Origin of the sequence: Ruegeria hyattellae (assembly GCF_041537925.1) — a bacterium.
Lineage (GTDB): Bacteria > Pseudomonadota > Alphaproteobacteria > Rhodobacterales > Rhodobacteraceae > Ruegeria_C.
In genome coordinates, this window is the sequence record NZ_JBGOSH010000016.1 from 72744 (window position 1) to 93829 (window position 21086).

General features: G+C 58.2%; 21 protein-coding genes and 2 pseudogenes. 18 read left to right on the forward strand and 5 right to left on the reverse strand.

What is annotated here, in order from left to right; translation table 11 throughout:
* Nucleotides 1-48: 48 nt before the first annotated feature.
* Nucleotides 49-1242, forward strand: coding sequence for a YbfB/YjiJ family MFS transporter (locus tag AB1E33_RS25525; RefSeq protein WP_372580054.1), 1194 nt, complete (start codon nucleotides 49-51; stop codon nucleotides 1240-1242).
* A 7-nt stretch (nucleotides 1243-1249) separates the two neighbouring features.
* On the opposite strand, the gene AB1E33_RS25530 is transcribed toward AB1E33_RS25525, so the two are convergent.
* Nucleotides 1250-1639, reverse strand: coding sequence for a VOC family protein (locus tag AB1E33_RS25530; RefSeq protein ID WP_445758222.1), 390 nt, complete (start codon nucleotides 1637-1639; stop codon nucleotides 1250-1252).
* Between AB1E33_RS25530 and AB1E33_RS29620 the strand changes: the two are divergent.
* The 10 genes and pseudogenes from AB1E33_RS29620 to AB1E33_RS25580 all read left to right on the forward strand — a co-directional run.
* Nucleotides 1526-1756, forward strand: a pseudogene (locus AB1E33_RS29620) (IS6 family transposase); the annotation flags it as partial. The gene AB1E33_RS25530 and the pseudogene AB1E33_RS29620 overlap by 114 nt on opposite strands.
* A gap of 247 nt (nucleotides 1757-2003) precedes the next feature.
* On the forward strand, nucleotides 2004-2279 hold the full coding sequence (locus tag AB1E33_RS25535; RefSeq protein ID WP_372580056.1) for an IS110 family transposase: 276 nt from the start codon (nucleotides 2004-2006) through the stop codon (nucleotides 2277-2279).
* Nucleotides 2267-2374, forward strand: coding sequence for a transposase (locus AB1E33_RS25540; protein ID WP_372580057.1), 108 nt, complete (start codon nucleotides 2267-2269; stop codon nucleotides 2372-2374). The genes AB1E33_RS25535 and AB1E33_RS25540 overlap by 13 nt, the downstream gene beginning before the upstream one ends.
* 490 nt (nucleotides 2375-2864) lie before the next feature.
* Nucleotides 2865-3199: pseudogene (locus tag AB1E33_RS29625) on the forward strand (DDE-type integrase/transposase/recombinase); the annotation flags it as partial.
* A 194-nt stretch (nucleotides 3200-3393) separates the two neighbouring features.
* On the forward strand, nucleotides 3394-4749 hold the full coding sequence (locus AB1E33_RS25555) for a selenium-binding family protein (RefSeq protein WP_372580060.1): 1356 nt from the start codon (nucleotides 3394-3396) through the stop codon (nucleotides 4747-4749).
* Nucleotides 4746-5111, forward strand: a complete 366-nt coding sequence (locus tag AB1E33_RS25560) for a 2Fe-2S iron-sulfur cluster-binding protein (protein ID WP_372580061.1) — start codon at nucleotides 4746-4748, stop codon at nucleotides 5109-5111. Before AB1E33_RS25555 ends, AB1E33_RS25560 begins: the two co-directional genes overlap by 4 nt.
* 3 nt (nucleotides 5112-5114) lie before the next feature.
* Complete coding sequence (locus AB1E33_RS25565; RefSeq protein ID WP_372580062.1) at nucleotides 5115-5579, forward strand: CoA-binding protein; 465 nt, start codon at nucleotides 5115-5117, stop codon at nucleotides 5577-5579.
* Between the two features lie 61 nt (nucleotides 5580-5640).
* Nucleotides 5641-6051 (forward strand): rhodanese-like domain-containing protein, encoded by a 411-nt coding sequence (locus AB1E33_RS25570; protein ID WP_372580063.1) that lies wholly within the window; start codon nucleotides 5641-5643, stop codon nucleotides 6049-6051.
* Nucleotides 6052-6053: 2 nt separating this feature from the next.
* Nucleotides 6054-8324, forward strand: a complete 2271-nt coding sequence (locus tag AB1E33_RS25575; protein ID WP_372580064.1) for a molybdopterin guanine dinucleotide-containing S/N-oxide reductase — start codon at nucleotides 6054-6056, stop codon at nucleotides 8322-8324.
* A 165-nt stretch (nucleotides 8325-8489) separates the two neighbouring features.
* Entirely contained in the window at nucleotides 8490-8672 is a 183-nt protein-coding gene (locus tag AB1E33_RS25580) for a hypothetical protein (protein ID WP_372580065.1), read from the forward strand.
* 16 nt (nucleotides 8673-8688) lie between these two features.
* Here AB1E33_RS25580 and rplT read toward each other — a convergent pair whose 3' ends face one another.
* The 3 genes from rplT to AB1E33_RS25595 all read right to left on the reverse strand — a co-directional run bounded on the left by rplT (nucleotide 8689) and on the right by AB1E33_RS25595 (nucleotide 10435).
* On the reverse strand, nucleotides 8689-9054 hold the full coding sequence (gene rplT / locus AB1E33_RS25585; RefSeq protein WP_372580066.1) for a 50S ribosomal protein L20: 366 nt from the start codon (nucleotides 9052-9054) through the stop codon (nucleotides 8689-8691).
* A gap of 14 nt (nucleotides 9055-9068) precedes the next feature.
* Nucleotides 9069-9269, reverse strand: coding sequence for a 50S ribosomal protein L35 (rpmI, locus tag AB1E33_RS25590; RefSeq protein ID WP_132830341.1), 201 nt, complete (start codon nucleotides 9267-9269; stop codon nucleotides 9069-9071).
* A gap of 149 nt (nucleotides 9270-9418) precedes the next feature.
* Nucleotides 9419-10435, reverse strand: coding sequence for a LacI family DNA-binding transcriptional regulator (locus AB1E33_RS25595; protein WP_372580067.1), 1017 nt, complete (start codon nucleotides 10433-10435; stop codon nucleotides 9419-9421).
* A 209-nt stretch (nucleotides 10436-10644) separates the two neighbouring features.
* Here AB1E33_RS25595 and AB1E33_RS25600 point away from each other — a divergent pair, with 209 nt between their 5' ends.
* From AB1E33_RS25600 to AB1E33_RS25620, 5 genes are all read left to right on the forward strand, one after another.
* Entirely contained in the window at nucleotides 10645-10893 is a 249-nt protein-coding gene (locus tag AB1E33_RS25600; RefSeq protein WP_372580068.1) for a hypothetical protein, read from the forward strand.
* A 113-nt stretch (nucleotides 10894-11006) separates the two neighbouring features.
* The gene (locus AB1E33_RS25605; protein WP_372580069.1) at nucleotides 11007-11312 is read left to right on the forward strand and encodes a DUF1989 domain-containing protein; all 306 of its coding nucleotides are present in this window, start codon (nucleotides 11007-11009) and stop codon (nucleotides 11310-11312) included.
* Nucleotides 11297-12868: an aminomethyltransferase family protein gene (locus AB1E33_RS25610; protein ID WP_372580070.1), complete on the forward strand. Its 1572-nt coding sequence runs from the start codon at nucleotides 11297-11299 to the stop codon at nucleotides 12866-12868. The genes AB1E33_RS25605 and AB1E33_RS25610 overlap by 16 nt, the downstream gene beginning before the upstream one ends.
* Nucleotides 12869-14018: 1150 nt before the next feature.
* Nucleotides 14019-17363, forward strand: coding sequence for a M10 family metallopeptidase C-terminal domain-containing protein (locus AB1E33_RS25615; RefSeq protein ID WP_372580071.1), 3345 nt, complete (start codon nucleotides 14019-14021; stop codon nucleotides 17361-17363).
* 106 nt (nucleotides 17364-17469) lie between these two features.
* Nucleotides 17470-17871: a hypothetical protein gene (locus AB1E33_RS25620; protein WP_372580072.1), complete on the forward strand. Its 402-nt coding sequence runs from the start codon at nucleotides 17470-17472 to the stop codon at nucleotides 17869-17871.
* Nucleotides 17872-18019: 148 nt separating this feature from the next.
* Here AB1E33_RS25620 and AB1E33_RS25625 read toward each other — a convergent pair whose 3' ends face one another.
* Nucleotides 18020-19378: a tetratricopeptide repeat protein gene (locus AB1E33_RS25625; protein WP_372580073.1), complete on the reverse strand. Its 1359-nt coding sequence runs from the start codon at nucleotides 19376-19378 to the stop codon at nucleotides 18020-18022.
* A 174-nt stretch (nucleotides 19379-19552) separates the two neighbouring features.
* On the opposite strand from AB1E33_RS25625, the gene AB1E33_RS25630 reads away from it, so the two are divergent.
* The gene (locus AB1E33_RS25630; protein ID WP_372580074.1) at nucleotides 19553-19786 is read left to right on the forward strand and encodes a hypothetical protein; all 234 of its coding nucleotides are present in this window, start codon (nucleotides 19553-19555) and stop codon (nucleotides 19784-19786) included.
* Between the two features lie 30 nt (nucleotides 19787-19816).
* Nucleotides 19817-21052 (forward strand): DUF3179 domain-containing (seleno)protein, encoded by a 1236-nt coding sequence (locus AB1E33_RS25635; protein ID WP_372580075.1) that lies wholly within the window; start codon nucleotides 19817-19819, stop codon nucleotides 21050-21052.
* Nucleotides 21053-21086 lie beyond the last annotated feature (34 nt).

Here is a 21086-nt window from a genome sequence, read left to right on the forward strand (position 1 = left end):
TGCTCCGTCCTGCGTTGCAGGGTGAGCTAACCGAACCGGGGACTCGAAATGCGCGCCTTTCATCTGAGCAGACAGTGGCTTGTGCTGCTGGGGCTGGCGTTGAGCGTCGCCATCTCAAACGGGTTCGGGCGGTTCTCCTACGGGCTGATCCTGCCCGCGATGCGCGAAAGCCTGCATTGGAGCTATACGCAGGCCGGCTGGCTGAACACCGCCAATGCGATCGGGTATGTAGCGGGCGCGGTGGCGACCATGGCGCTGATCCGGCGGGTCACGCCGGAGCGGCTATTTGTCATCGGCACGCTGGGCACAGCGGTCAGCCTCGCCCTGACAGGAGTAGACGAGAGTCTGACGGCGCAATCGCTCTGCCGTATGGGAGCGGGCGTGTTCGGGGCGCTGTCCTTTATCTGCGGTGGCACGCTGGCGGCTTCGATGTTCACCGACAGTCCACGCCGGAACGCGCTGGCGATCGCGCTTTACTTTGGTGGCGGCGGCGGGCTGGGGTTGGCGCTGTGCGGAGCGGTCCTGCCACCGATGCTGGGTGTCATGGGGCCGCAATCCTGGGATACCGCGTGGTATCTGGTGGGATTTGCGGCGCTGGCATTTGTGCCGGTCACGATCTGGGCGGCACGAAACGTCGCGGCGCCGGTCTCCGACGGGTTTCCGGGCAGCAAGCCGCCTTTCAAGCGGATGCTGGGACAGATGATCAGCTATGGCTTCTTCGGGCTGGGCTACATCGTCTACCCGACTTTTCTGTCAGCCTGGATGGTGTCGCACCATATTAGCACCGCTCTGATTGCGGCTACTTGGGTGGCGTTGGGGGTTAGCGTGATGGCCTCGCCTTTTCTGTGGCGCGGGTTGCTGGCGCGCTATGACTCGGGACTGCCGATGGCGGTGATCCTTGTGGCGGTGGCTGTGGGCTCTGCGCTTCCGGTGCTGATGCCCAACACGGTCGGGCTATTGCTGTCGGCGCTGGTCTTCGGACTGTCATTCTTCATGCCTCCCAGCGCGATCACCAGTTTTGTGCGTCGGAACCTGCCGCAACCGGATTGGGGTGCCGCCATCAGCGCCTGCACGGTGGTTTTTGCGGTATCCCAAATTCTTGGGCCCATCGGCGCAGGCTGGATCGGGGATCATACCGGACAGATCGGAGACGGGTTGCTCGTGGCGTCCGTCATGCTGCTGGCGGGTGCAGCCAGTGCGGCCCTGCAACGCCCGCTTAGGCCGGAAGAATCTGATCGTTAAGAGAGGGTCAACTGCCTCCCGCCAGGTTCAGGGCCGGTATCATAGCGTTGCCGTCCGGATCATAGAATGTCGCGGCTCTGACCATGCCCTCGATCACATCGGTTTCGCCGTCAAACTTGACGCCCGCCGTCTCCAGACCCCGGCGCGAGGTGTCTATGTCCGCGATCCCAAAAACCGGAACCGAATTCCCGGGCCCCAGTTCTGTTGCAAACTTTTGACCCTTTACGCTGGTCTGGTTAGTGCGGTGGGTGGGTGGCAGTGATAGCCATTTGAATGCCTGCCCATAATCTCCTTCAAAGACGCACAGTATCCCAAGGATGTCATGCTGTTCGCAGTGTTCTTCTATGTCCGATATGACGTGTCGTGCCGTGATCTTGAGAAAATCATGGCAGAACATGACGGGTCGATAGATCACACCACGCTGAATTGTTGGGTAGCATGATACGCGAGCGAAATCGCCACGGTGGCCCATAAACGCAAAGCACCATGCGACCGTTCCTGGCTTATGGATGAGGCTCTTAGTAATTGAGCGGCAGCTCTCCAGGCCGGAGCATGACGGTCCCCGAATAACGATAGGAGAGCAAAACGGAACATTGTTTTGTTGGATTGGACGTATCGAAAACTAAGACGCTAATTTGTGTATGCGATGAGAATTTAGCCACTGCGTTTGCGGTGAAGAAAGTGACGGTCCCTGCAGTGATCTGTCAGGCGCAGCGCAAACACAGTGGATTCATCCAATGCGTCGTCCTAGGAACCGGCGAATGGCGATCTGGCTTCACACTGAACTGTCGGATCGGGGTCTGCCAATGATTTGCATCGGTGCGCGTCAGGAGCACGCAATTCTCAGTCAGATGCAAAACAAGACCGATGCCAACGATGCCGCCATGCTGGCCGAGCTGGCGCGGACGGGGTTCTGCAGGAAGGTCGAAATCAGGAGCCGGATCACTCAGGAGAGGCGAGCCTTGTTGAAAGCCCGTGAAATAGCTTTGAAATCTCGTATAAATGTCAAAGACACTGCCCAGGTATGCGTCCAGTGAGTGCCGTGACCTTTGTCGCGACGATTGCTGATCCCCACCGATTTGCAAAATCCAGATCGGTCGGAGCTTATCTCGGGCTGCCCCCGGCGATATAAATAAGGGGATATCGACTATGGAGGTCGAACTCTAAGGCGCGGTGAACCCATGCTGCGCTCAACGCTCTGCGAGGTCGCCAGTAGTGCGCTTACCCGCGTGAAGCCGGGTGTGGGGTTGGAGTTACAGAGTTGGGCTCGGGCTCTCAAAGGCCGTACCAGCTATAAGAAGGCGGTCGTTGCCCTGGCGCGAAAGCTTGCAGTACTGATGCACGCCATCTGGATAAACGGATCAACCCTTCTAGTGATGAAGGCATAGCCAAGGACGTCAGCGGACTACCAGTTCACGAGATGCCGTTTCGACCAACACGGCAGGCTGTCGACCGAACCCGTTCGATCTACATGCGGCTCACAATCTCGACCGCGCATGAGACCTATTGGGGATTGATGCCTTGAACGCCGAGATGAAGCTCCAACAGGATGACATCGGAAAGAAACTTGCAGGTGGTCGATGCCGGACGATTCTCATCGATAGCTGCCGCTCAATCAAAGAACTTACTTAAGAGTGGAAGGCGCATGGGGCTGTCTCGGACGAGCCGTCGACAAATACGGCAAGACACTTGATTTCATGCTCTTGCAGCGGCGCAATAAGCCGGCAGCGACAACGTTCCTCGCCCGAAAACTGGATACCGACGATCTTCCGTGAAAGAGCGTGATCGACAAGAGCAGCAACAACACGGCGGGCATCACGGCCATCAACAAGATGCTGAAAGGCTTCGATTGTCCGATCCCATCGAAAAAGTTTACAAGTTCATCATGAGGCAAACTCGGCCTATGTTGGCATCCAATGTACTCGCTTCAACGGCTGCAACACTTGCCGCGATCGAGGCTGTTGATACGGGCGTGGTGATGATTGATGGCAAACTGATCGAGAAACCGGGACTGCGAGACATGCACTTCATCGTCGCAAACGTTGACTGGATGGGCAACGCATAGGAAAACTTGATGGACCGGCAAGCAAATTTGATTGTTCATTGCCAAGCTCACAGATGACCCTGTGAAAAAAAATGAGGGAGATGAACATGGCATCGGACTGTTGCGGACCCGGATATGCAAGCCCTGCCGAGGCCATTAAAGCCCCGCGCGAAACGATGCTCTACACGATTGCGATCTACACGGGGACCGGCATTCAAAAGCCGGATTACCTGGCGACAGTAGATGTGGACCCCGACAGCCCGACCTACAGCCAGGTGATCCACCGGCTGGAGATGCCGGGCATCGGCGACGAACTGCACCACATGGGGTGGAATGCCTGTTCGTCCTGTTTCGATGACGGGTCCATGTCCCGCAAATTCCTGATCCTGCCCGGGGTGCGATCGAACAACCTGCATATCGTGGATACCGCCATCGACCCACGTGCCCCGCGCCTGCACAAGGTGATCGACGGGGCCGAGATCAAGGCGAAGGCCGATCTCAGCGGCCCGCATACGGTACATTGCCTGGGGTCCGAGATCATTATCTCGTTTCTCGGCGACGCCAAAGGCGAGGCGCCGGGCGGTTATCTGCATCTAAACAAGGATTTCGAGATCGTCGGGCGCTGGGAAAACTCGATGGGTGCGATCAAGTTCGGCTACGATTTCTGGTACCAGCCGCGCCACAACATCATGGTCAGTTCCGAGTGGGCCGCCCCCAACACCTTCATGCCGGGGTTTGATCTGGAAGAGGTTGGCCACCTGAAATACGGGCGCGAGTTGCATTTCTGGGACTTCGAGAAACGCGAACCGATGGAAAGCATGTATCTGGGCGAGGATGGCCTCATTCCGCTTGAGGTCAAGTTCCACCATGACCCCGACAGCACGCATGGGTTCTGCGGCGCGGCGCTCAGCTCCAACGTCATTCACTGGTGGAAGGACGGTGCGGGCAAATGGCGATGGGAAAAGATCATCGACGTGGAAAACGAGCCGCATCCCGAATGGCCGATCCCCGTTCCCGGCGTGATGTCGGCGATCCTAGTGTCGATGGATGACAAATACCTCTATCTCAACAACTGGCTTCATGGCGACATGCGCCAGTATGACATCAGCGATCCGCATAATCCGGTGCTGACCGGGCAGGTCTGGATGGGCGGGCTTCTGGGCCGTGCCCCGGTGGTCAATGGCGTGACCATGGCCGGTGGACCGCAGATGTTCCAGCTTTCGCTCGATGGCCGGCGGCTCTATGTCACGACCTCGCTGTTTTCCACCTGGGACAACCAGTTTTATCCCGAAATCCGCGAACGCGGCGGTGTCATGGTGATGATCGACTGCGATCCCGAGAACGGCGGCATGACGCTCAACCCCGATTTCATCGTCGATTTCGGCCAGGAACCGAACGGGCCAAGTCGCTGCCACGAGGCACGCTATCCCGGCGGAGACTGCACCAGTGATATCTGGCTATGACCACCCATATTGTAACTTTGGCCAATCGCGACTACGCCAGCTATGAGGTCGATGCCCGCCGCCCGCTGCTGGACAGCTTGCGCGACCACGGCGTCGATCTGCCTTATGGCTGCAAATACGGCGGCTGCATCACCTGTGCGGCAAAACTGACCACCGGACAGGTGGATCAGCGGAGGCAGGTGGCGCTCAATAACCGTCAGATCAGTGACGGCTATGTCATCTTGTGCGTCGCGCGGCCCGTCTCTGACCTCACGCTGGAGATCGGCGTCGAAAGCCACGACACGCTGTATCGCAACCCTTTCCTCGATCCCCTGAAGCCGCATGAGCTGAAGGCGGATATTGCCACACCGGAGGACCCCTGAACCATGCCCGCCACCGCTTTGGACGACCTCTATGACTATGATCCGGCGGATCTGGCCGATATTCTGAAATCGGTCAAAACCATCGCCTTGGTGGGCGCCAGCGCCGACAAGACCAAGTTCAGCTATGGCGTGCTGCGGGTGTTGCACGAAACCGGGTACGACATGATCCCGGTCAATCCGAACCCGAAACTCACCGAAATTCGCGGCATCAAGGTCTATCATGCGCTCGAAGACATCGACCGGCCCATCGACATGGTCGAGGTTTTCCGCCCGAAAGAGGAGCTTTTTGGGATCGCGGAGCAGGCGATCAAAATAGGCGCCAAGGTGCTATGGGGCCAGATCGGTGTTTATGATGACCGGGCCGCGGCATTGGCCGAAGCGGCCGGGCTGAAGGTTGTCATGAACCGCTGCCCCAAGATCGAACTGTTCCGACCGTTCTGGAAGCCGAGGCTGGATCTCAAGATTTGACCCGGAAGACCATGAGCGCTGCATGTGGATGCCTCGACGCGGCAATAGAAAAGGAAATCCAATGGCCCAGACCATCACCCGCTCTTCTAAGGAGCTCGTCAAGGCCGCGCTGAGCGCTGTCCCCGCAATCAGTGTCGCGGACGCGCTGTCGCTTGTGACCAGCGATGCACATGTCTTTGTCGACCTGCGCGACGGCACCGAACAGGCTAAAACCGGCACCATTCCAGGCGCTGTGGCCACCTCTCGCGGCATGATGGAATTCCACATCGATCCTGAAAGCCCGGCCCACATGCCAGCATTCAATCAGGACAAGACCTATATATTCTACTGCGCCTCTGGTGGCCGCTCGGCATTGGCCGCACAGGTGGCAACAGAGATGGGCCTTGCACCGGTCGTGAACCTGACGGGCGGTATCGCTGCCTGGAACAAGGCAGGTGGGCCCTTGATCGCCGAAACTTCTGATCGGGACTGACCATGAAACCCCATGATCGCGGCCTTCTGACAAGCGCCCATTGGGGCACCTATCGGGTAGAGGTCGAGCATGGTCGGGTCGTCGGTCTTCACGCCTTTGAGGAAGATCCCGCCCCCTCGCCCATTGGCCACGGCATTGTCGGTGTGCTTGATGATCCGTTGCGGATTACCGCGCCGATGGTCCGCAAAAGCTGGCTGGAGGGCGGACCGGGATGTGCGGGTGAAAGGCGCGGCGCAGACGCGTTTGTTCAGGTCACCTGGGAAGAGGCGAACCGGCTGGTTGCCGATGAGTTGAACCGGGTGCGGCATACCTATGGAAACTGCGCTATCTATGGCGGGTCCTATGGCTGGGCCAGCGCGGGCCGGTTTCACCATGCGCAAAGCCAGCTCAAGCGGTTTCTGAACTGCATTGGCGGCTATACCTCCTCGAAAAACACCTATTCCTTTGCCGCCGCCGAGGTGCTGGTACCGCATGTACTGGGTACGTTTCGGGGGCATCTGGACACGACCACCAGTTGGGAAAGCATCGCCTCGGATTGCGAGCTTATGGTGGCGTTTGGAGGCATCCCGCTCAAGAATGGGCAGATCAGCCAGGGCGGTACAGGTGCGCATGTCCAGGAAAGTGGCGTTCTGGCCGCGCACCAAGCCGGCGTGCAGTTTGTGAATGTCTCGCCATTGCGGTCCGATCTGATGGACGAGGTGGGCGCGAACTGGCTTGCTATCCGCCCGAGCACCGATGTGGCACTTATGTTGGGTCTGGCGCATGTGCTGTTGAGCGAAGGCATGCACGATCGGGCCTTCCTTGATCGCTACACCACCGGGTTTGATCCCTTCGCAGCCTACCTGTCAGGTCAAATCGACGGGGTGGCCAAAACGGCCGACTGGGCGGCGGGCCTTTGCGATCTGCCCGCCGAAACCATCCGTCATCTCGCCCATCGCATGGCGTCAAGCCGCACGAAGATATCGGTGGCATGGGCGCTGACCCGCCAGGATCACGGCGAGCAACCATTCTGGGCGGCCATCGCCCTGGCCTCGATGCTGGGTCAGATCGGTTTGCCGGGAACCGGTCTGGGGTTTGGCTACGCCGCGATGAACAATGTCGGGTTGAACCGCCAGCCGGTCAACTACGCCACATTTCCGCAGGGGCGAAATCCGGTTCCGCACTTTATTCCCGTCGCGCGCCTGAGTGATCTTCTCGAGAATCCCGGCGGATCATTCGATTATGATGGGCAGTCCTATGAATACCCTGACATCCGACTTGTCTGGTGGGCGGGCGGCAACCCGTTCCACCACCATCAGGATCTGAACCGATTGCGCCGGGCTTGGGCACGGCCTGATACGGTCATCGTCAACGAATGGTGCTGGAATGCGTCGGCGAAACATGCCGATATCGTGCTGCCCTGCACCACGACGCTGGAACGATCGGACATCGCGCTGACACCCAAGGATCCCTATCAAGTGGTTATGGATCGCGCCATTGACCCAGTGGGCGAGGCGCGCGACGATCACGAGATTTTGCGGGGAATCGCCGCCGAGATGGGCGTGGAAGACGCCTTTACCGAAGGCCGCAGCCCGGAGGAATGGCAGCGCTGGATTTGGGATGTCTCGCGGCAGCAGGCTGCACAGGCCGGCATCGAACTGCCCGATTGGGAGGGCTTTCAGCGCGCTGGATGGGTCAAGGTGCCGGTGCCGGAAAAACCAACGATCATGATGGCAACCTTCCGCGCCGACCCGGATTCCAACCCGCTTGATACGCCTTCCGGAAAGATCGAGATCTACTCCGAGACCATCGCATCTTTCGACTATGACGATTGTCCCGGCCATCCCGCGTGGATGGAGCCGGTCGAATGGCTGGGCCGTGCCAGACCGGGTCAGTTGCACATGATCTCCAACCAACCTCAAAATAAACTGCACAGCCAGCTTGACCACGGACCGGTCAGCCGCGCGGATCGTCCCAATGGCGTTGAGCTGGTGACGATGCACCCCGATGATGCCGCCGCCCGCAGCTTGAGCGACGGACAGATCCTACGTGTTCACAACACGCGTGGTGCCTGTCTTGCCGAGCTTAGGATCAGCGACGGAATCCGACCCGGTGTTATCCAGATTGCTACCGGTGCCTGGTTCGATAGTGAAGGAAGCACGTGCGTTCAGGGCAATCCAAATGCGCTTACCTTGGACAAAGGAACGTCAAAGCTCGCCCAGGGGCCCGTCGCGCATTCATGTCTGGTTGAAGTGGAGCCATTTGGTGGGCGAATGTCACCTGACCGGTTCTGAAGATGTAGACGACCCCGCGGAGCTTGATGCGCCATCCGAAGTCTTGTGTCATCGTTCTGCCCGCATCCGCAACAATTCTGGAATCCCTGATTCCGCCATCGAAAGCCGCCATCCTGTTTGGTGCGCTTGTCCGCGTCGCTGCAGTGCCTCCGCTCGCAACAGTGGATGGAAAGAGAGATCGACACCAGCCAACAGCCACCGCGCCCGCTCTATCAAACGGGGCATGCCGGGGCCGTGATCAACCAGGCCATCTTCCTGCCCCTGCAGCGCCCTAGGACCCCATCGGCGCTGCAGACGGAAGGCGCAATGAAAAAGGCCGCCCCGAATGGGGCGGTCTTTGAAATCTGAGTGGCGTGTCGCCGAATTAGGCCGCCAGTGCTGCCTGTGCTTTTGCAACGATGGCGCCGAACGCGTCGGGCTCGTGCACGGCCAGGTCGGCCAGAACCTTGCGGTCCACTTCGATCCCGGCCAGGTTCAGACCGTTAATAAAGCGCGAATAGGTCAGCGCCTCGTCATGCGAACGGACAGCAGCGTTGATCCGCTGGATCCACAATGCGCGGAAGTTGCGCTTGCGGTTCTTGCGGTCACGGGTCGCATACTGGTTGGCCTTGTCGACGGCCTGGGTTGCCACCTTGAAGGTACTCTTGCGGCGGCCATAATAGCCTTTGGCAGCCTTGATGATCTTCTTGTGACGGGCGTGGGTTGTGGTTCCACCTTTAACGCGGGACATACTGGTATCTCCTCTTAACGGTCGTAGGGCATGAAGCCCTTGACGATCTTGGCGTCGGGGGCAGAAAGGGTTGTATTACCGCGGGCGTCACGGATGAACTTCTTGGTCCGCTTGATCATGCCATGGCGCTTGCCAGCCTGACCACCGAGGACCTTGCCGGTCGCGGTTACCTTGAAGCGCTTCTTGGCGCTCGATTTCGTCTTCATCTTGGGCATTTCCGTCTCCTGTTCTTCGGGTTCGGTTCGCACGCGACTCGGCATGCCACTTCCGGCCGGCCACGCGATAAGAGCCGCCATGTACGCAACTCGAGCCCAAGTAGCAAGGGGATTATTGGGGATTTCCGGCGAAAATCCCCAATGCCGGGTCAGCCCGGCTCGACAGCGCGTGGTGAGCCGCGAATAACCCGGTCAGGCACAAGCAGCACGGGCGCAGGTCGTTCCTGCGTTTCGATCCAGCCGGCAACCGCGTTCGCGCTTGTCTCCCCCATGCGAGAGACCGGTAGATGTACCGTCGTCAACCCCGGTTCGGAATGCGCCGAAGCCGCAAGATCGTCAATCCCCATAAGCGACAGGTCATCGGGCACGCGCACTGCGTTGCGTTGCAATTCGAACAGAACGCCCAGCGCCAGCACGTCGGAGAAGCACAAGATCGCGCTGACCCGCCTGGGCGCAGCAAGAATAGCCGAGGCGGCCCTGCAACCGCCGAGGATCGCAATTTCGGTTTCGAAGAACTGCAACTGGGCCGCGTGCCCGACCGGATCCAGCCCGGCCATGCGCGCGCGGGTGCGGTCATTATTTGCCAGCGGGCCGTGCACGACGGCAATATCGCGATGCCCCTGCCCTGCAAGATAGTCCAGCGCCAGTGCCGTTGCGGCCATGTTGTCATAGCCCACTGTCGGCAAATGATAGCTTGGGTCATGGTAGGAGGTGGCGATGGTCGGCAACTGACAGCGCTCGATCAGGTCGTCCAGCGCCGGGTCATGAGTGATGCCTGACACGATCAGACCTTCGGCCCCAACGTCGACCAGCGTTTTTGCCTTCTCAACCTCGATGGCGGGGTCATTGTAGGTATTGGCCACAACGAGCGACAGCCGGTGGTCCAGCAGCTTGTGCTCAAGCGCGGCAAGGAACCGGGCAAAGATCGCATTGTCGAGCGTCGGAACCAGCGCGCCGACAAACCGGGTGCGTCCCGAATTGATCGCCCGCGCAGCAGCGCTCGGGACAAAGCGCAGGGTGCGGATGGCGGACTCGACCTTTTCGCGTGTCTTCGGGCGGACCGCGTCGGGGGCGTTCAGAACGCGCGACACGGTGGCGACCGAAACGCCCGCCGATTTGGCAACGTCCCGCAGATTTGCGCGTTTCTTGTTTTGATCATCCGTCATGGGTTGATTTTCTCGTATTTCAGGCGTCGGATTCAGGAAAACTTGAATCATGTAACTAGTTACATCAACCTGTATAACTAGGTACAAATCAGCCAGTGTCCGATTCTATGCCACACTCTTCCATCCTGCGCGACTCCTCAAACGTGGGTTTTACAGGGCCCAGACGCTGCTTTCCGGGCTTTCCCGCGCAGACGGGGGCGACGACGCATATGCTGGCCGCGCGCGAGGCGGTCAAATTCGAAGCGCAGCCGGGAGACCTGATTGCCATCGATGGACTCTCCCTTGAAATCCCGCTGCATCTGGCGGCGTTCGACGCGCAAGGTCCTCGGCGCTGGCCGCGCTTTCGCTTACAGCGAGCGAAAGGCTTGCCACTGACGCGTTTGACAGCACCCGGTTCATTGGCTGGTTTGCGGCCAATGGCGGATACCTGGAAAGCGCAGCGCCCTGCCATTGCCTGATCGGTGACTCTTCCCCCCTCGTCCTCAAGGCCAGCCAGCCGATCAGTATCTGGCTGATCCGGCAAGCCGATGCATCGGCACTTGTCCGAGGTGACGGCGGCGGCAGCATCGTGGTGACACATAAACCTGCGCAAACGGGTGGTCTGCTATTGCCGGAGCCTTTGGGTGAACTGCGCGACGAATTCACCGTGCCGCGTGGCACCGGGTTTGCCTATGAGGTGAAATCTGGCGAAATCCTGCAAATCATCGATATCGAAGGCCAGCAATGTTCCGATTTCATGGCATTCCGCGCAGATGGTCTGGAACGGGATGAAGAATGGATGATTGATTCCACCGCGACGCGGTCGATGGTACGCCGGGCCTTTCCTGCCCGGGCCTGCTGGACAAGTTCTTCGACCGCGAAATGCGACCGCTTTTGAACGTGGTCCAAGATACCTGCGGACGGCACGACACGTTCGGGCTGGCCTGCACTGCACGCGGCTACGAAGAGCGTGGATTTCCGGGTCACGTGAACTGCTCTGACAACATGTCCTCCGCCCTTGCTCCTTATGGGGTGGCGCAGCGGTCGGCCTGGCCCGCGATCAACTTCTTCTGGAACACATGGATCGACCCGGCGACCCATCATCTGATGACCGCTGAATCCCATTCCCGACCTGGAGACTTTGTGGCGATGCGCGCGCTTGAGAATCTGGTCTGCGTCTCGACCGCCTGCCCTGACGGCATCGACCCGATCAATGGCTGGAACCCGACCGATGTACATGTGCGCATCTATCGCCCCGATACCCCGATCCGGCGCGCAGTCGCCTATCGCGAAAAGGAAGACGCCCCCATGTCAATCAGTCAGGAATCTGCGTTTCACGACCGGTTCGCACCGCTGACCGAGCACTTCGCACCTGCGCGCGACCTATGGGCTCCGGTCAGCTTTCCCGGCCACGGCACGCTGGGCGAATACTGGGCCTGCCGCGAGGCGGTGACGCTGCAGGATATGAGCGGGCTCAGAAAATACGACGTCGTCGGACCCGATGCCGAGAAACTGCTGCAACTGGCAACCACGCGCAATGTGGCGAAGCTGCCGGTCTGGCGCGGCTCTTACACGCTGATATGTGACGAGAGCGGCACAGTCATTGATGACGGCACACTGTTCCGTCTTGGCCCTGACCTGTTCCGCTGGTGCTGCGGCAGCGAGGAAAGCGGGCGCGCGCTGAATGCGCTGGCCAACGCGCGTGGGCTGCAGGTGCGCATTCATGAGATGCGCAATGCGCTACCCAATCTGGCCTTGCAGGGGCCGAAATCGCGCGAGCCGTTGCGCAAGATCGCCTTCACCCAGCCGCAGGTGCCGTCGCTCGACATCCTGAAATGGTTCGGGGTCACGGTGGCGCGGCTGAACGACCGCGACGGTGCACCATTCATGCTGTCGCGCTCCGGCTATACCTTAGAGCTGGGATACGAAATCTTCTGCGCCAAGGGTGATGCGCTGACGATTTGGGACGCGGTGATGCAGGCCGGGGCCGAGTTCGGCATCGTGCCCATGGGCTCGGCAGCGCTGGACATTATCCGCATCGAGGCCGGGCTTGCCGCCGCCAACGCGGAATTCGCACCCGGCGTGGATGCATTCGAGGCCGGGTTGGGCTTTGCCGTCGACCTGACCAAGGCCGACTTTATCGGCAAACCAGCGCTGGAGCGCAATGCGCGCGACCCGCGCCGGATCCTGAAAGGCCTGAAGCTGCGGTGCGATGACATACCCGCCCATGGCGCACCGGTTTTTGCCGGCGAACGCCAAGTGGGCCTGGTCACCTCGGCCACACGTTCGCCAATGCTGGAATGCGCCATCGCGATGGTCCGCCTGTCGGTAGAGCACGCGGGTTCAGGCACCGAGCTGGAGATAGGCCAGCTTGACGGGCGAATGAAGCGGCTGGGCGGCATTGTCACCGACATTCCTTTCATCGACCCGCAACGCAAGCGGGCCCGCGCATAAGGGCGCGGACAGAAGCCTCAATCAGAGAGCCAACAAAAAACGCCTCAAGTTTATCGCCGCCACGCTGGCCTAGGCCAACCGGCGCAAGTGGTGCCTGGCACAGGACAGGGTCATGTCAGGTGAGCCGAACTGGTCGGGTGCCAAGATCATGTGCCCGGAGATCGACCAGTGCATCGAACCCGTCTGGGCGGCGATGTGGGCTATGGGCCGGGTGTTCATGCGGTTATCTTCGCGGCCATGCATGGCGGGCGCCAGCATCTGCGTTCCGAACTACATGGTTGACGACCGCAACGACCAATCAATTCATCCTAAATCCGGTCCACCAGATGCCGGGACTGACACTTTGGATTCTCTAATTGAAAGAAACTCGATAGGTAGCAGTCGCCCCGCAATGAATGAGAATTTCTGATTTTCGCGCTTGGGGTGATGCAGATTGGTTGCGTCCTCAGTTCAAATGTAACCGCGATTAGTCCATCCTTGCGCGCAAAGGTTATGAACAAAGACGCGTGGAGTCGGCGGTTTGGCCTGCAATTATTCTCGGCCCACATCTTAACCCAGTAGGTGCAGCCCCTCTTTTTGATTTGGAGCGGCACAATCCCGCGCCGGGTCCACATCTTAGGCAACGTACCGATGATCGGTAAGCGCTTGCTTCCATTCAACCGAACGGATCGCACCATCAAACGTTGGGATCAAATAGCTAGCCCGCATCGCAAGAGTGCGTTTGGCATCGCGATTGTCTGTGCAACACGCCTCAGTCGCGGAGGAGGGCTGTCTGCCAGGACTCCCATTCAGTCTCGGAATGATTTACATCTCTTGGTTGATCTTCCTCATCAGCCAACGTACCGAGTGGATGCTTTGCCAATCCTGCCCGATCCAGTTTCAGAAGATTGGTTATGTCGCCCAGAGATGCAATCCAGATCTCAAGCCAAATTCCGCTGATTGCTCCACTCTTCAATTTTTGATGTTGAAATTAATACATAAATCTCGAACAAAAGACCAATAAACAGAATCAAAGACATACCCTAAACACCTCATCACCCCCGATGACGGTGACAAGTTCCACAGATCATAGACACAATGCCGGTCGGTAGCTGGCATCACCAATGCTATGTGGTACAACCACCTAGGGTTGTTGTTACAGGGAGTTCCTATGATGCCTTCTCAAATGCAAACCAGCGACGAATGGTGGGTAAACGACCAGACACCCGACAACCCATATGGAAAGAGCAACGACTACGAGGCCTTCCTCGATTATGTCGGGGCGTTGAACCGCAGCCTGACACCCGAGATCGCGGCAGAGCCGCTGGTGATCAATGTGCAGGAGCTCAATGACCACCCCGACTACAAGGCGGCTGCAATCGGTGCATTGCAGATGTGGTCTTCCGTGACCCCGCTTGAGTTCGAAATTGTTGACGACGCGCCATTCGATTCCGAAACCCAGTGGATGCAGGTTGTCAGCCCGGAACTGGGCGAACCCAGCGACGGCAGCGCCTTTTCAAGCAATCGCTATGTCAGCATCGGTCAACGTTTTCACGACACCGAGCCCAACAAGACGGATATTGGCGGCTATGTGTTTGATTCCTTTATTCATGAATTTGGTCACGAGTTTGGTCTGAACCATCCAGGCCTTTATAATTACAGCGGTCCCGGCGGCGTGCAGATCAATTACCTGAACAATGCGACTTGGATCTACGACCGTCAGCAATACAGCGTCATGTCTTATTTCGATGGGATCGATGTAGGCGAAACCAGTCGCTGGTCGGCGTCAACACCGCTCACGGCGGATATCGAAGCAGTCATCCGCCGCTATTTCTCGACGGTCGACGAGAACGGCGTGCGAACATATGAGACCATTGACCTGAATACAGGCGACAATATCTACGGCTTCAACAGCACGGAATATGGCTACGAACTCACCGCCTCGGGCATGCAGCACGATATCGGTTTTGTAATTCATGACACCGGTGGGATTGATACAGTCGACTTTTCCGGCTCGACCGCGGGTACGATCCTCGACCTGCGTGCCGGACAATTCTCCAGCGTCAATGGCCACAATAACAATGTGTCGATCTTTGCCGGGCACAACGCCGACCAGACCGCATATTATATCGAGAATGGAATCGGCAGCGCGTATGACGATATCCTGATCGGCAATGACGAAAACAATATTCTGGACGGTCGCGGCGGAGGCGACAAAATGGCTGGCAATGGTGGCGACGACATCTACTTCGTCGATTCCGCCGATGACATCGTTCGTGAGGAAGCAGATGGTGGCAACGACACAGTGGTGGTGCTGTCCGCAGATCTGGACATCGATGAAATCGCTAATGTCGAGACCATTATTTATGTGAACGGGTCGCCTTTCCAATCCGAAAATGTGGCGGGCGAAGTCCAATCCAGCGCGGGTGACAATGCGCTGAGCAGTATTATCTTCGGCAACGACGGGAACGAAACGCTGGATGGTGGTGCCGGCGGCAACACGATCTTTGGTCTGGGCGGCGATGACCTCATAATCGGTGGCCGGGACTCGCTTGCCAGCCGCGACATCAACAACACGATCAACGTCGAAGACCTTGAGGACCAGACCGAGAGCGATGACGGCAATGACGCGCTTTATGGCGGTGACGGGAACGACACTATCAATGGCGGCGCAGGCGACGACCTTCTCGATGGCGGTGATGGCGACGACCTGTTGAGGGGTCAGGACGGCGTTGATATCTTCAGGGGCGGCGCGGGCATCGACACGGTCGACTATAGCATGGAGAGCCCCTTTCAACTGCTCGTCAACCTTGAAACGAACGTTGCCAGCGGTGGCACGGCATCCGGAGACACCTTTTACAGCATTGAGAACCTGATCGGGTCCGATGACCGCATAGACCGATTCATCGGAACCGACGCGGCAAACCATTTCTGGGGCCAGGGTGGCGGTGATTACTTCAGTGGCGGTGGCGGCGAGGACATTTTGGACGGCGGCCGTGATGGCGACATCCTTTATGGCGAAGACGGCGACGACACGCTGATCGGCGGCTCTGAGCAAGATTATATGAATGGCGGTGCAGGAATCGACACCGTCGTCTATGCTGGCAGCGCCAGCGGCGTCACCGTTGATCTGGCCAATGGCACGGCCAGTGGCGGAGACGCCGATGGGCCGGTGCAGATCGTGGGGCGTGGCACCGCCATCCGGCATGACATCCTCGCCGAGATCGAAAACGCCGTTGGATCCTTCTACGATGACCATCTTATCGGCGACAACCAGATCAACGAGCTTTCTGGCGGCGCGGGCGAAGACACGCTGACCGGTGGAGATGGCGCTGACATCTTGAATGGCGGGTCGGGCAGCGACACGGCAGATTACTCCAACGCGAGCAGCGGCGTGGAACTCAATCTGGCGCGCGGTGAGCACGAGGGCGACACTTATATATCGATCGAGAATCTCTCTGGATCCGGTTTCGATGATCGCATGAAGGGCGATCGCACCGCCAATCTGCTGACCGGTCAGGGCGGCGATGATACGCTCCGTGGTGGCAACGGCGATGACACCTTGCTCGGTGATTTTGCCTATGAAGGCGATGCGCCTCCGCGACCAGGCATGGGCACTGGCTATGCCACGCTTGGACCGGACGCGGCGAACAATTCGATCGAAACCGCCTTTGACATTTCGGACAACTTCTCGCTCGTCGAAGACCCGGATATCTTCGACTCGACAAGTGTTCTTCATTCAACAGTAAGTGCTACCGGGAACGGAATGGGCGGCTATTACAGCATCGATCTGGCAGCCGGGACAGTCATCTCGATCGACATAGACGGCATTGCCGATCCCAATGTCCATGACAGCTGGGTCAGACTGCTGGCCAGCGATGGTGAAATCGTCGCTGAGAACGACGATGGCGGCGGCGACCCTGGCTCAACAACCAATCGGGATTCAAGTACGGTCTTCGTGGTTCAGGAAACAGGAACCTATTACATTCTGGAAGGTCGCTGGTCGCCTGACGCACCGGGCGGTGGATGGGAAGAAGCCGTGCCGGAGGGCTCGACCTATAAGCTGAACGTTTCCGTCGAATTCCCTGCCGCACCCACACAGCCGGGCGTTGCCGGTGACGACAAGCTTCGCGGTGGCAAGGGCAGCGACCTGTTGGATGGCGGGCTTGGGGCGGACACCCTGCATGGCGGCGCGGGCGAGGATTCGTTCCGCTTCTCGACAGAGCTCGGGAACGGCAATGTCGACCGGATCAAGGACTTAAGTACAGCGGACGATGTTGTCCTTCTGGACAGCATCATCTTCACCGAACTGGGCGGCGAAGGCGTTCTCTCCTTCGGCGCATTCCACAAAAGTGCGGCGGGTGTCAGTCAGGATGGCGACGACCGCATCATCTACGACACCAGTACTGGGAAATTGTCTTATGACGCCGATGGTTCCGGTGACGTTGATGCGATTCAGTTCGCGCAACTGAACAAAGATCTGGAGCTTTCAGCAGAAGACTTCTTTGTCATCTGACACGAACAAACGGGATGGGCGCCTTCGGGCGCCCCTCTCTCGACCGCGTGGGCCGCACTGGGCATTTGAACCAACATATTCACCAAGACAAAAAAGGATGTGACTAGTGACGCACCCCACTGACCGACGCACATTGTTGGTTTCCGTTGGAGCCGCCGCAATCACTGCGTTCGTCGATACAGCCGCTGCGCAAACAAACGATATCCGTGGTTTGGTCAAGTATGAGGGCGGTGCAGTTATTCCGGACGGCCACATCTCCATCTACCTCAACGACCCCGCCAATCAAGAAAGAACGCGCGCTATCACCCCAAATATGTACATTGAAAGCGATGGCAAATCCAAGGTCAGAGCCTTTGCTTTCTCTTGGCCTACAAGCCTGATGACGTCGCCAACCCTGCAGATCGTCGCGCGTTTAGAGCGTGAGGATGGCTGGCTCCTCGCGCGCGGCAGCACGCAATTTCAGCCGGGATCGCCCGTCCATATCACGCTTAACCGAGCTCTGTATTGAAGCGTCAGTGTGGCATGCTGCCAACTTCGTGGAAACCAACGTAATGTGTCCATGAAACCGGGATCTCTAAAAGGCAAGATAAGTGTTCAGCCACAATTTCAAATGTAAAGTAGTGGAATTGGTGAATAGGCGCGGCGGTAGAATCCAATCATTGGCTGGCCGGTGATACCGCGAGTTCGTTGAGTGCCGATAGGATCTGTTCTGCGTTGCGCTGATCCGCAAACAACGTCCGAAAAAGGGAATGCAGCGGATAGTCGGGCCACGCTTCATTCAGCAGCAGTATCGTTGCCTCTGCCCTGTCGCGTTCGCCGAGCCTTTGATAGCTGGCAGCAAGATACCCGATCGAAATGGCGCTTACCGGGTCGCCCCGTCTTACAGCTTCGTTGAACCGATCCACCGAGTTCTGAAAATATCCCATATGGTAGCTGGCCGATGCCTGCACACTTCGGTACGGAAACCTGCTTTTGCTGGTATCGCTTGCCTGCGCCTTGTTTGCTGATGCAATCGCGCGTTCAAATTCCCCGCAGAACAATGCGAACAGCGCATCAAAATACATGACATGTATATCATCGGGGGCAAGGGCCATTGCACGGGTCGACTGCGCAATGGCGTTGTCAAAATCCCGATCCGCAAATGACACCAGAGCCAGCGCTGAATGGCTCCAGCCTTCGTCCGGACTTATCTCGATCGCCCGATTGGCACGCGCGCGCGCTTTTTCGAGCAACTGCTGCTTGTCGTCTCCAGGTGGCGATGTGATTGCCAGAATGCCCAGAACCTGCGCGGCACCTGCATGTCCGCCGAAATAGCTGTCATCCAGCGCGATCGCCCGGTTGAACATCCCGCGCACGGCCAGAAGCCGTTCGCGATCCAGCACCGGAAACATCAGGGGCCGCGCCTCGGTGGCCAGATTGACCGCCTGCAGTTTCGTCGGGTTGGTCGAAAACAACGCCTCTCTGATCGCTTGCTGCTTCCGGTCGTTCTGCGACATGCCAGATGCAGCACGCGGCTCTTGTTTCAGAAAGGCCACCCAGACCGCCATAACGATAATGACCAGGGAACAGACGGTAGCGGCCCCACGCAGCCACGCCTTCGAAACAAGTTTCGAACGGCGCTTGGTCTGTTCGGTCTCGAGAATCTCGAACCGGGGGATGTACCCGCCTGGATCGACATGAATGCGCAGAACCTCGTCCTTGCCGGAATTGGAGTAATAGTCGGCCAAGCGTCTTCTCATTCGACCCGCGTCTACGCGTACAACAGCCATCGGATCGCCGCGCTCTCCGAGCGATCTGCCATATACGTCTTCTGCAATTGACTTGGCGCGAATGTCATCGGAATGCCCGGCCAAAAGTGTTTCTACGATGTAACACAAGAAAGACTGAAGGCGTTCGGCCCCTTCGAATTCGGGACTGCCGAGAATCGCTGCCAACGCCTGCCGAATGTCTTCGTCCGTCAGCATTTCCCGAACCGGATCAGGCTTTGGTTGCTCTTTCAGAGTCTTCGACGTCATCGGTTCGACGACTTACGGGTGCCCGTAAGCTCCTGAAAATAAACGTGTTACGTAGCAACATACGTCAAGAAACCTGATAGTGGAAATTAAATTTGGCGATAGTCGGTTTGAAAGGAGGGGTTTGCTTCGTCGCAGTGGGGTCAATTCCGAGATCTACGAATCTTGAGGGCCAAGGTGGATTTACTTGCAAGATCTTTTCCCGATCACCTGAATGAAATCGGACGCCTGCGAAGCTCTGACACGGTCTTCGCCCAGATTTGTAGCGACTATGAAAGCCTGACGGCGCTCTTGCCTCGCGATGCCAGCGACCCGACCTATTCCGACATTGTCAGCAGCCTCCACGGGCTTGAAGAGGAAATCCGGCAATGCATTGAAACCGCGGCGACACGGCACCGCACCGACCGCTGAAGGGTACAGTAAAGAGAAAAGGCGATCCAAATGTTGGCCAATATTCTGTTCTACGTCGGGCTGATCGTTTCCTTGACCATTGGCTTCATGTATTTCCGCGACCTTGGCGACATCAGCCAGATGGTGCTGAAGGTGAAGCGAAACAACATGATCCGCTTCATCCAAAAGGAAAATACATACATCGCGGCTGGCATCGGCGGGCTGGCTTTGATGCTTGTCGGTCATGTGATGGGTGGTGGTCCCGGCTGGCTGTTTTTTCTGGGCGCGCCAGCGGTGACGCTGCTTATTGTGTTCCTCTTCCTGTTTCCTTGGGTCTGGGTACATGTCGGTCTGCGAAACCAGCAAAACAGCGCGCAATATTATCCGATTTCCGAGGCAAAGGATTTCATCAATCCCGCCGCAAGTGTTTTGGTGATCGAAAACAACGGCCACGCTCGGGCGCACTCGGACGCGCAACTCATGCGTCCACATCTTGCCGGGGACGAGCAGGGTCTTGGCGGCGACGACATCGTGATGACCTACTGCGCAATGGCGAACCTGGGGGTTGCCTATAAGCCCGTCATAGATGGCAAGCGGCTGGACCTCGAGGTGATGGCCCAGCATGGCAACAATCTGATCTTGCGGGACAACAACACCGGGGAACCGATCCAGCACATTTACGGCCACTACGACAACGACGCGACGAAGCAATCGGCAATGCAGCCCTGGCCCACATTCCGGATGAGCTTTCGCGGGTTTCAGAAAGCCTATCCGGATGGGGAAGTCTTTCTGAACAAGCCGCCCTCGAACCCGCTTCTGCGCCTCTTCGACATGTTTACCGAGACCGTGTTCTCGTCAGGCATCGCGCGCCAGCATCAAGAGGCCGCGCCGATCATGGACAATATGAGCCATTATGATGATCGCCTGCCCAACAAGACCTATGTATGGGGTGTGACAATCGGCGATGACGCGGTGTGCTGGACCGATGATTTCATTGCCGAGCAGCGCGGGCTGATCAACGCCACGGTTGGCGGCCGAGGCCTCGTCGTGTCTTATGACCCGGCTTATGAGAGTGTCGGCGTCTGGTACAATGACAGCGGGACGCCCGTCGCACAGGTCGATTTCTTTGGCAACTCGGATCAAGGGAAGCTCGAACGGGTCGAAACCCTGCGCTCGGGCATGTTCTGGCATGTCTGGGTCGAGTTCTTTCCCAAGACAGACATCAACCGGATGAACTCAACTGTAGAGGAAGGCGGATCAGATCCCTTGGAAGGCGTCACAATATGAGCATTCAGATTTGCATTCCGGAGTCGCTGACCAG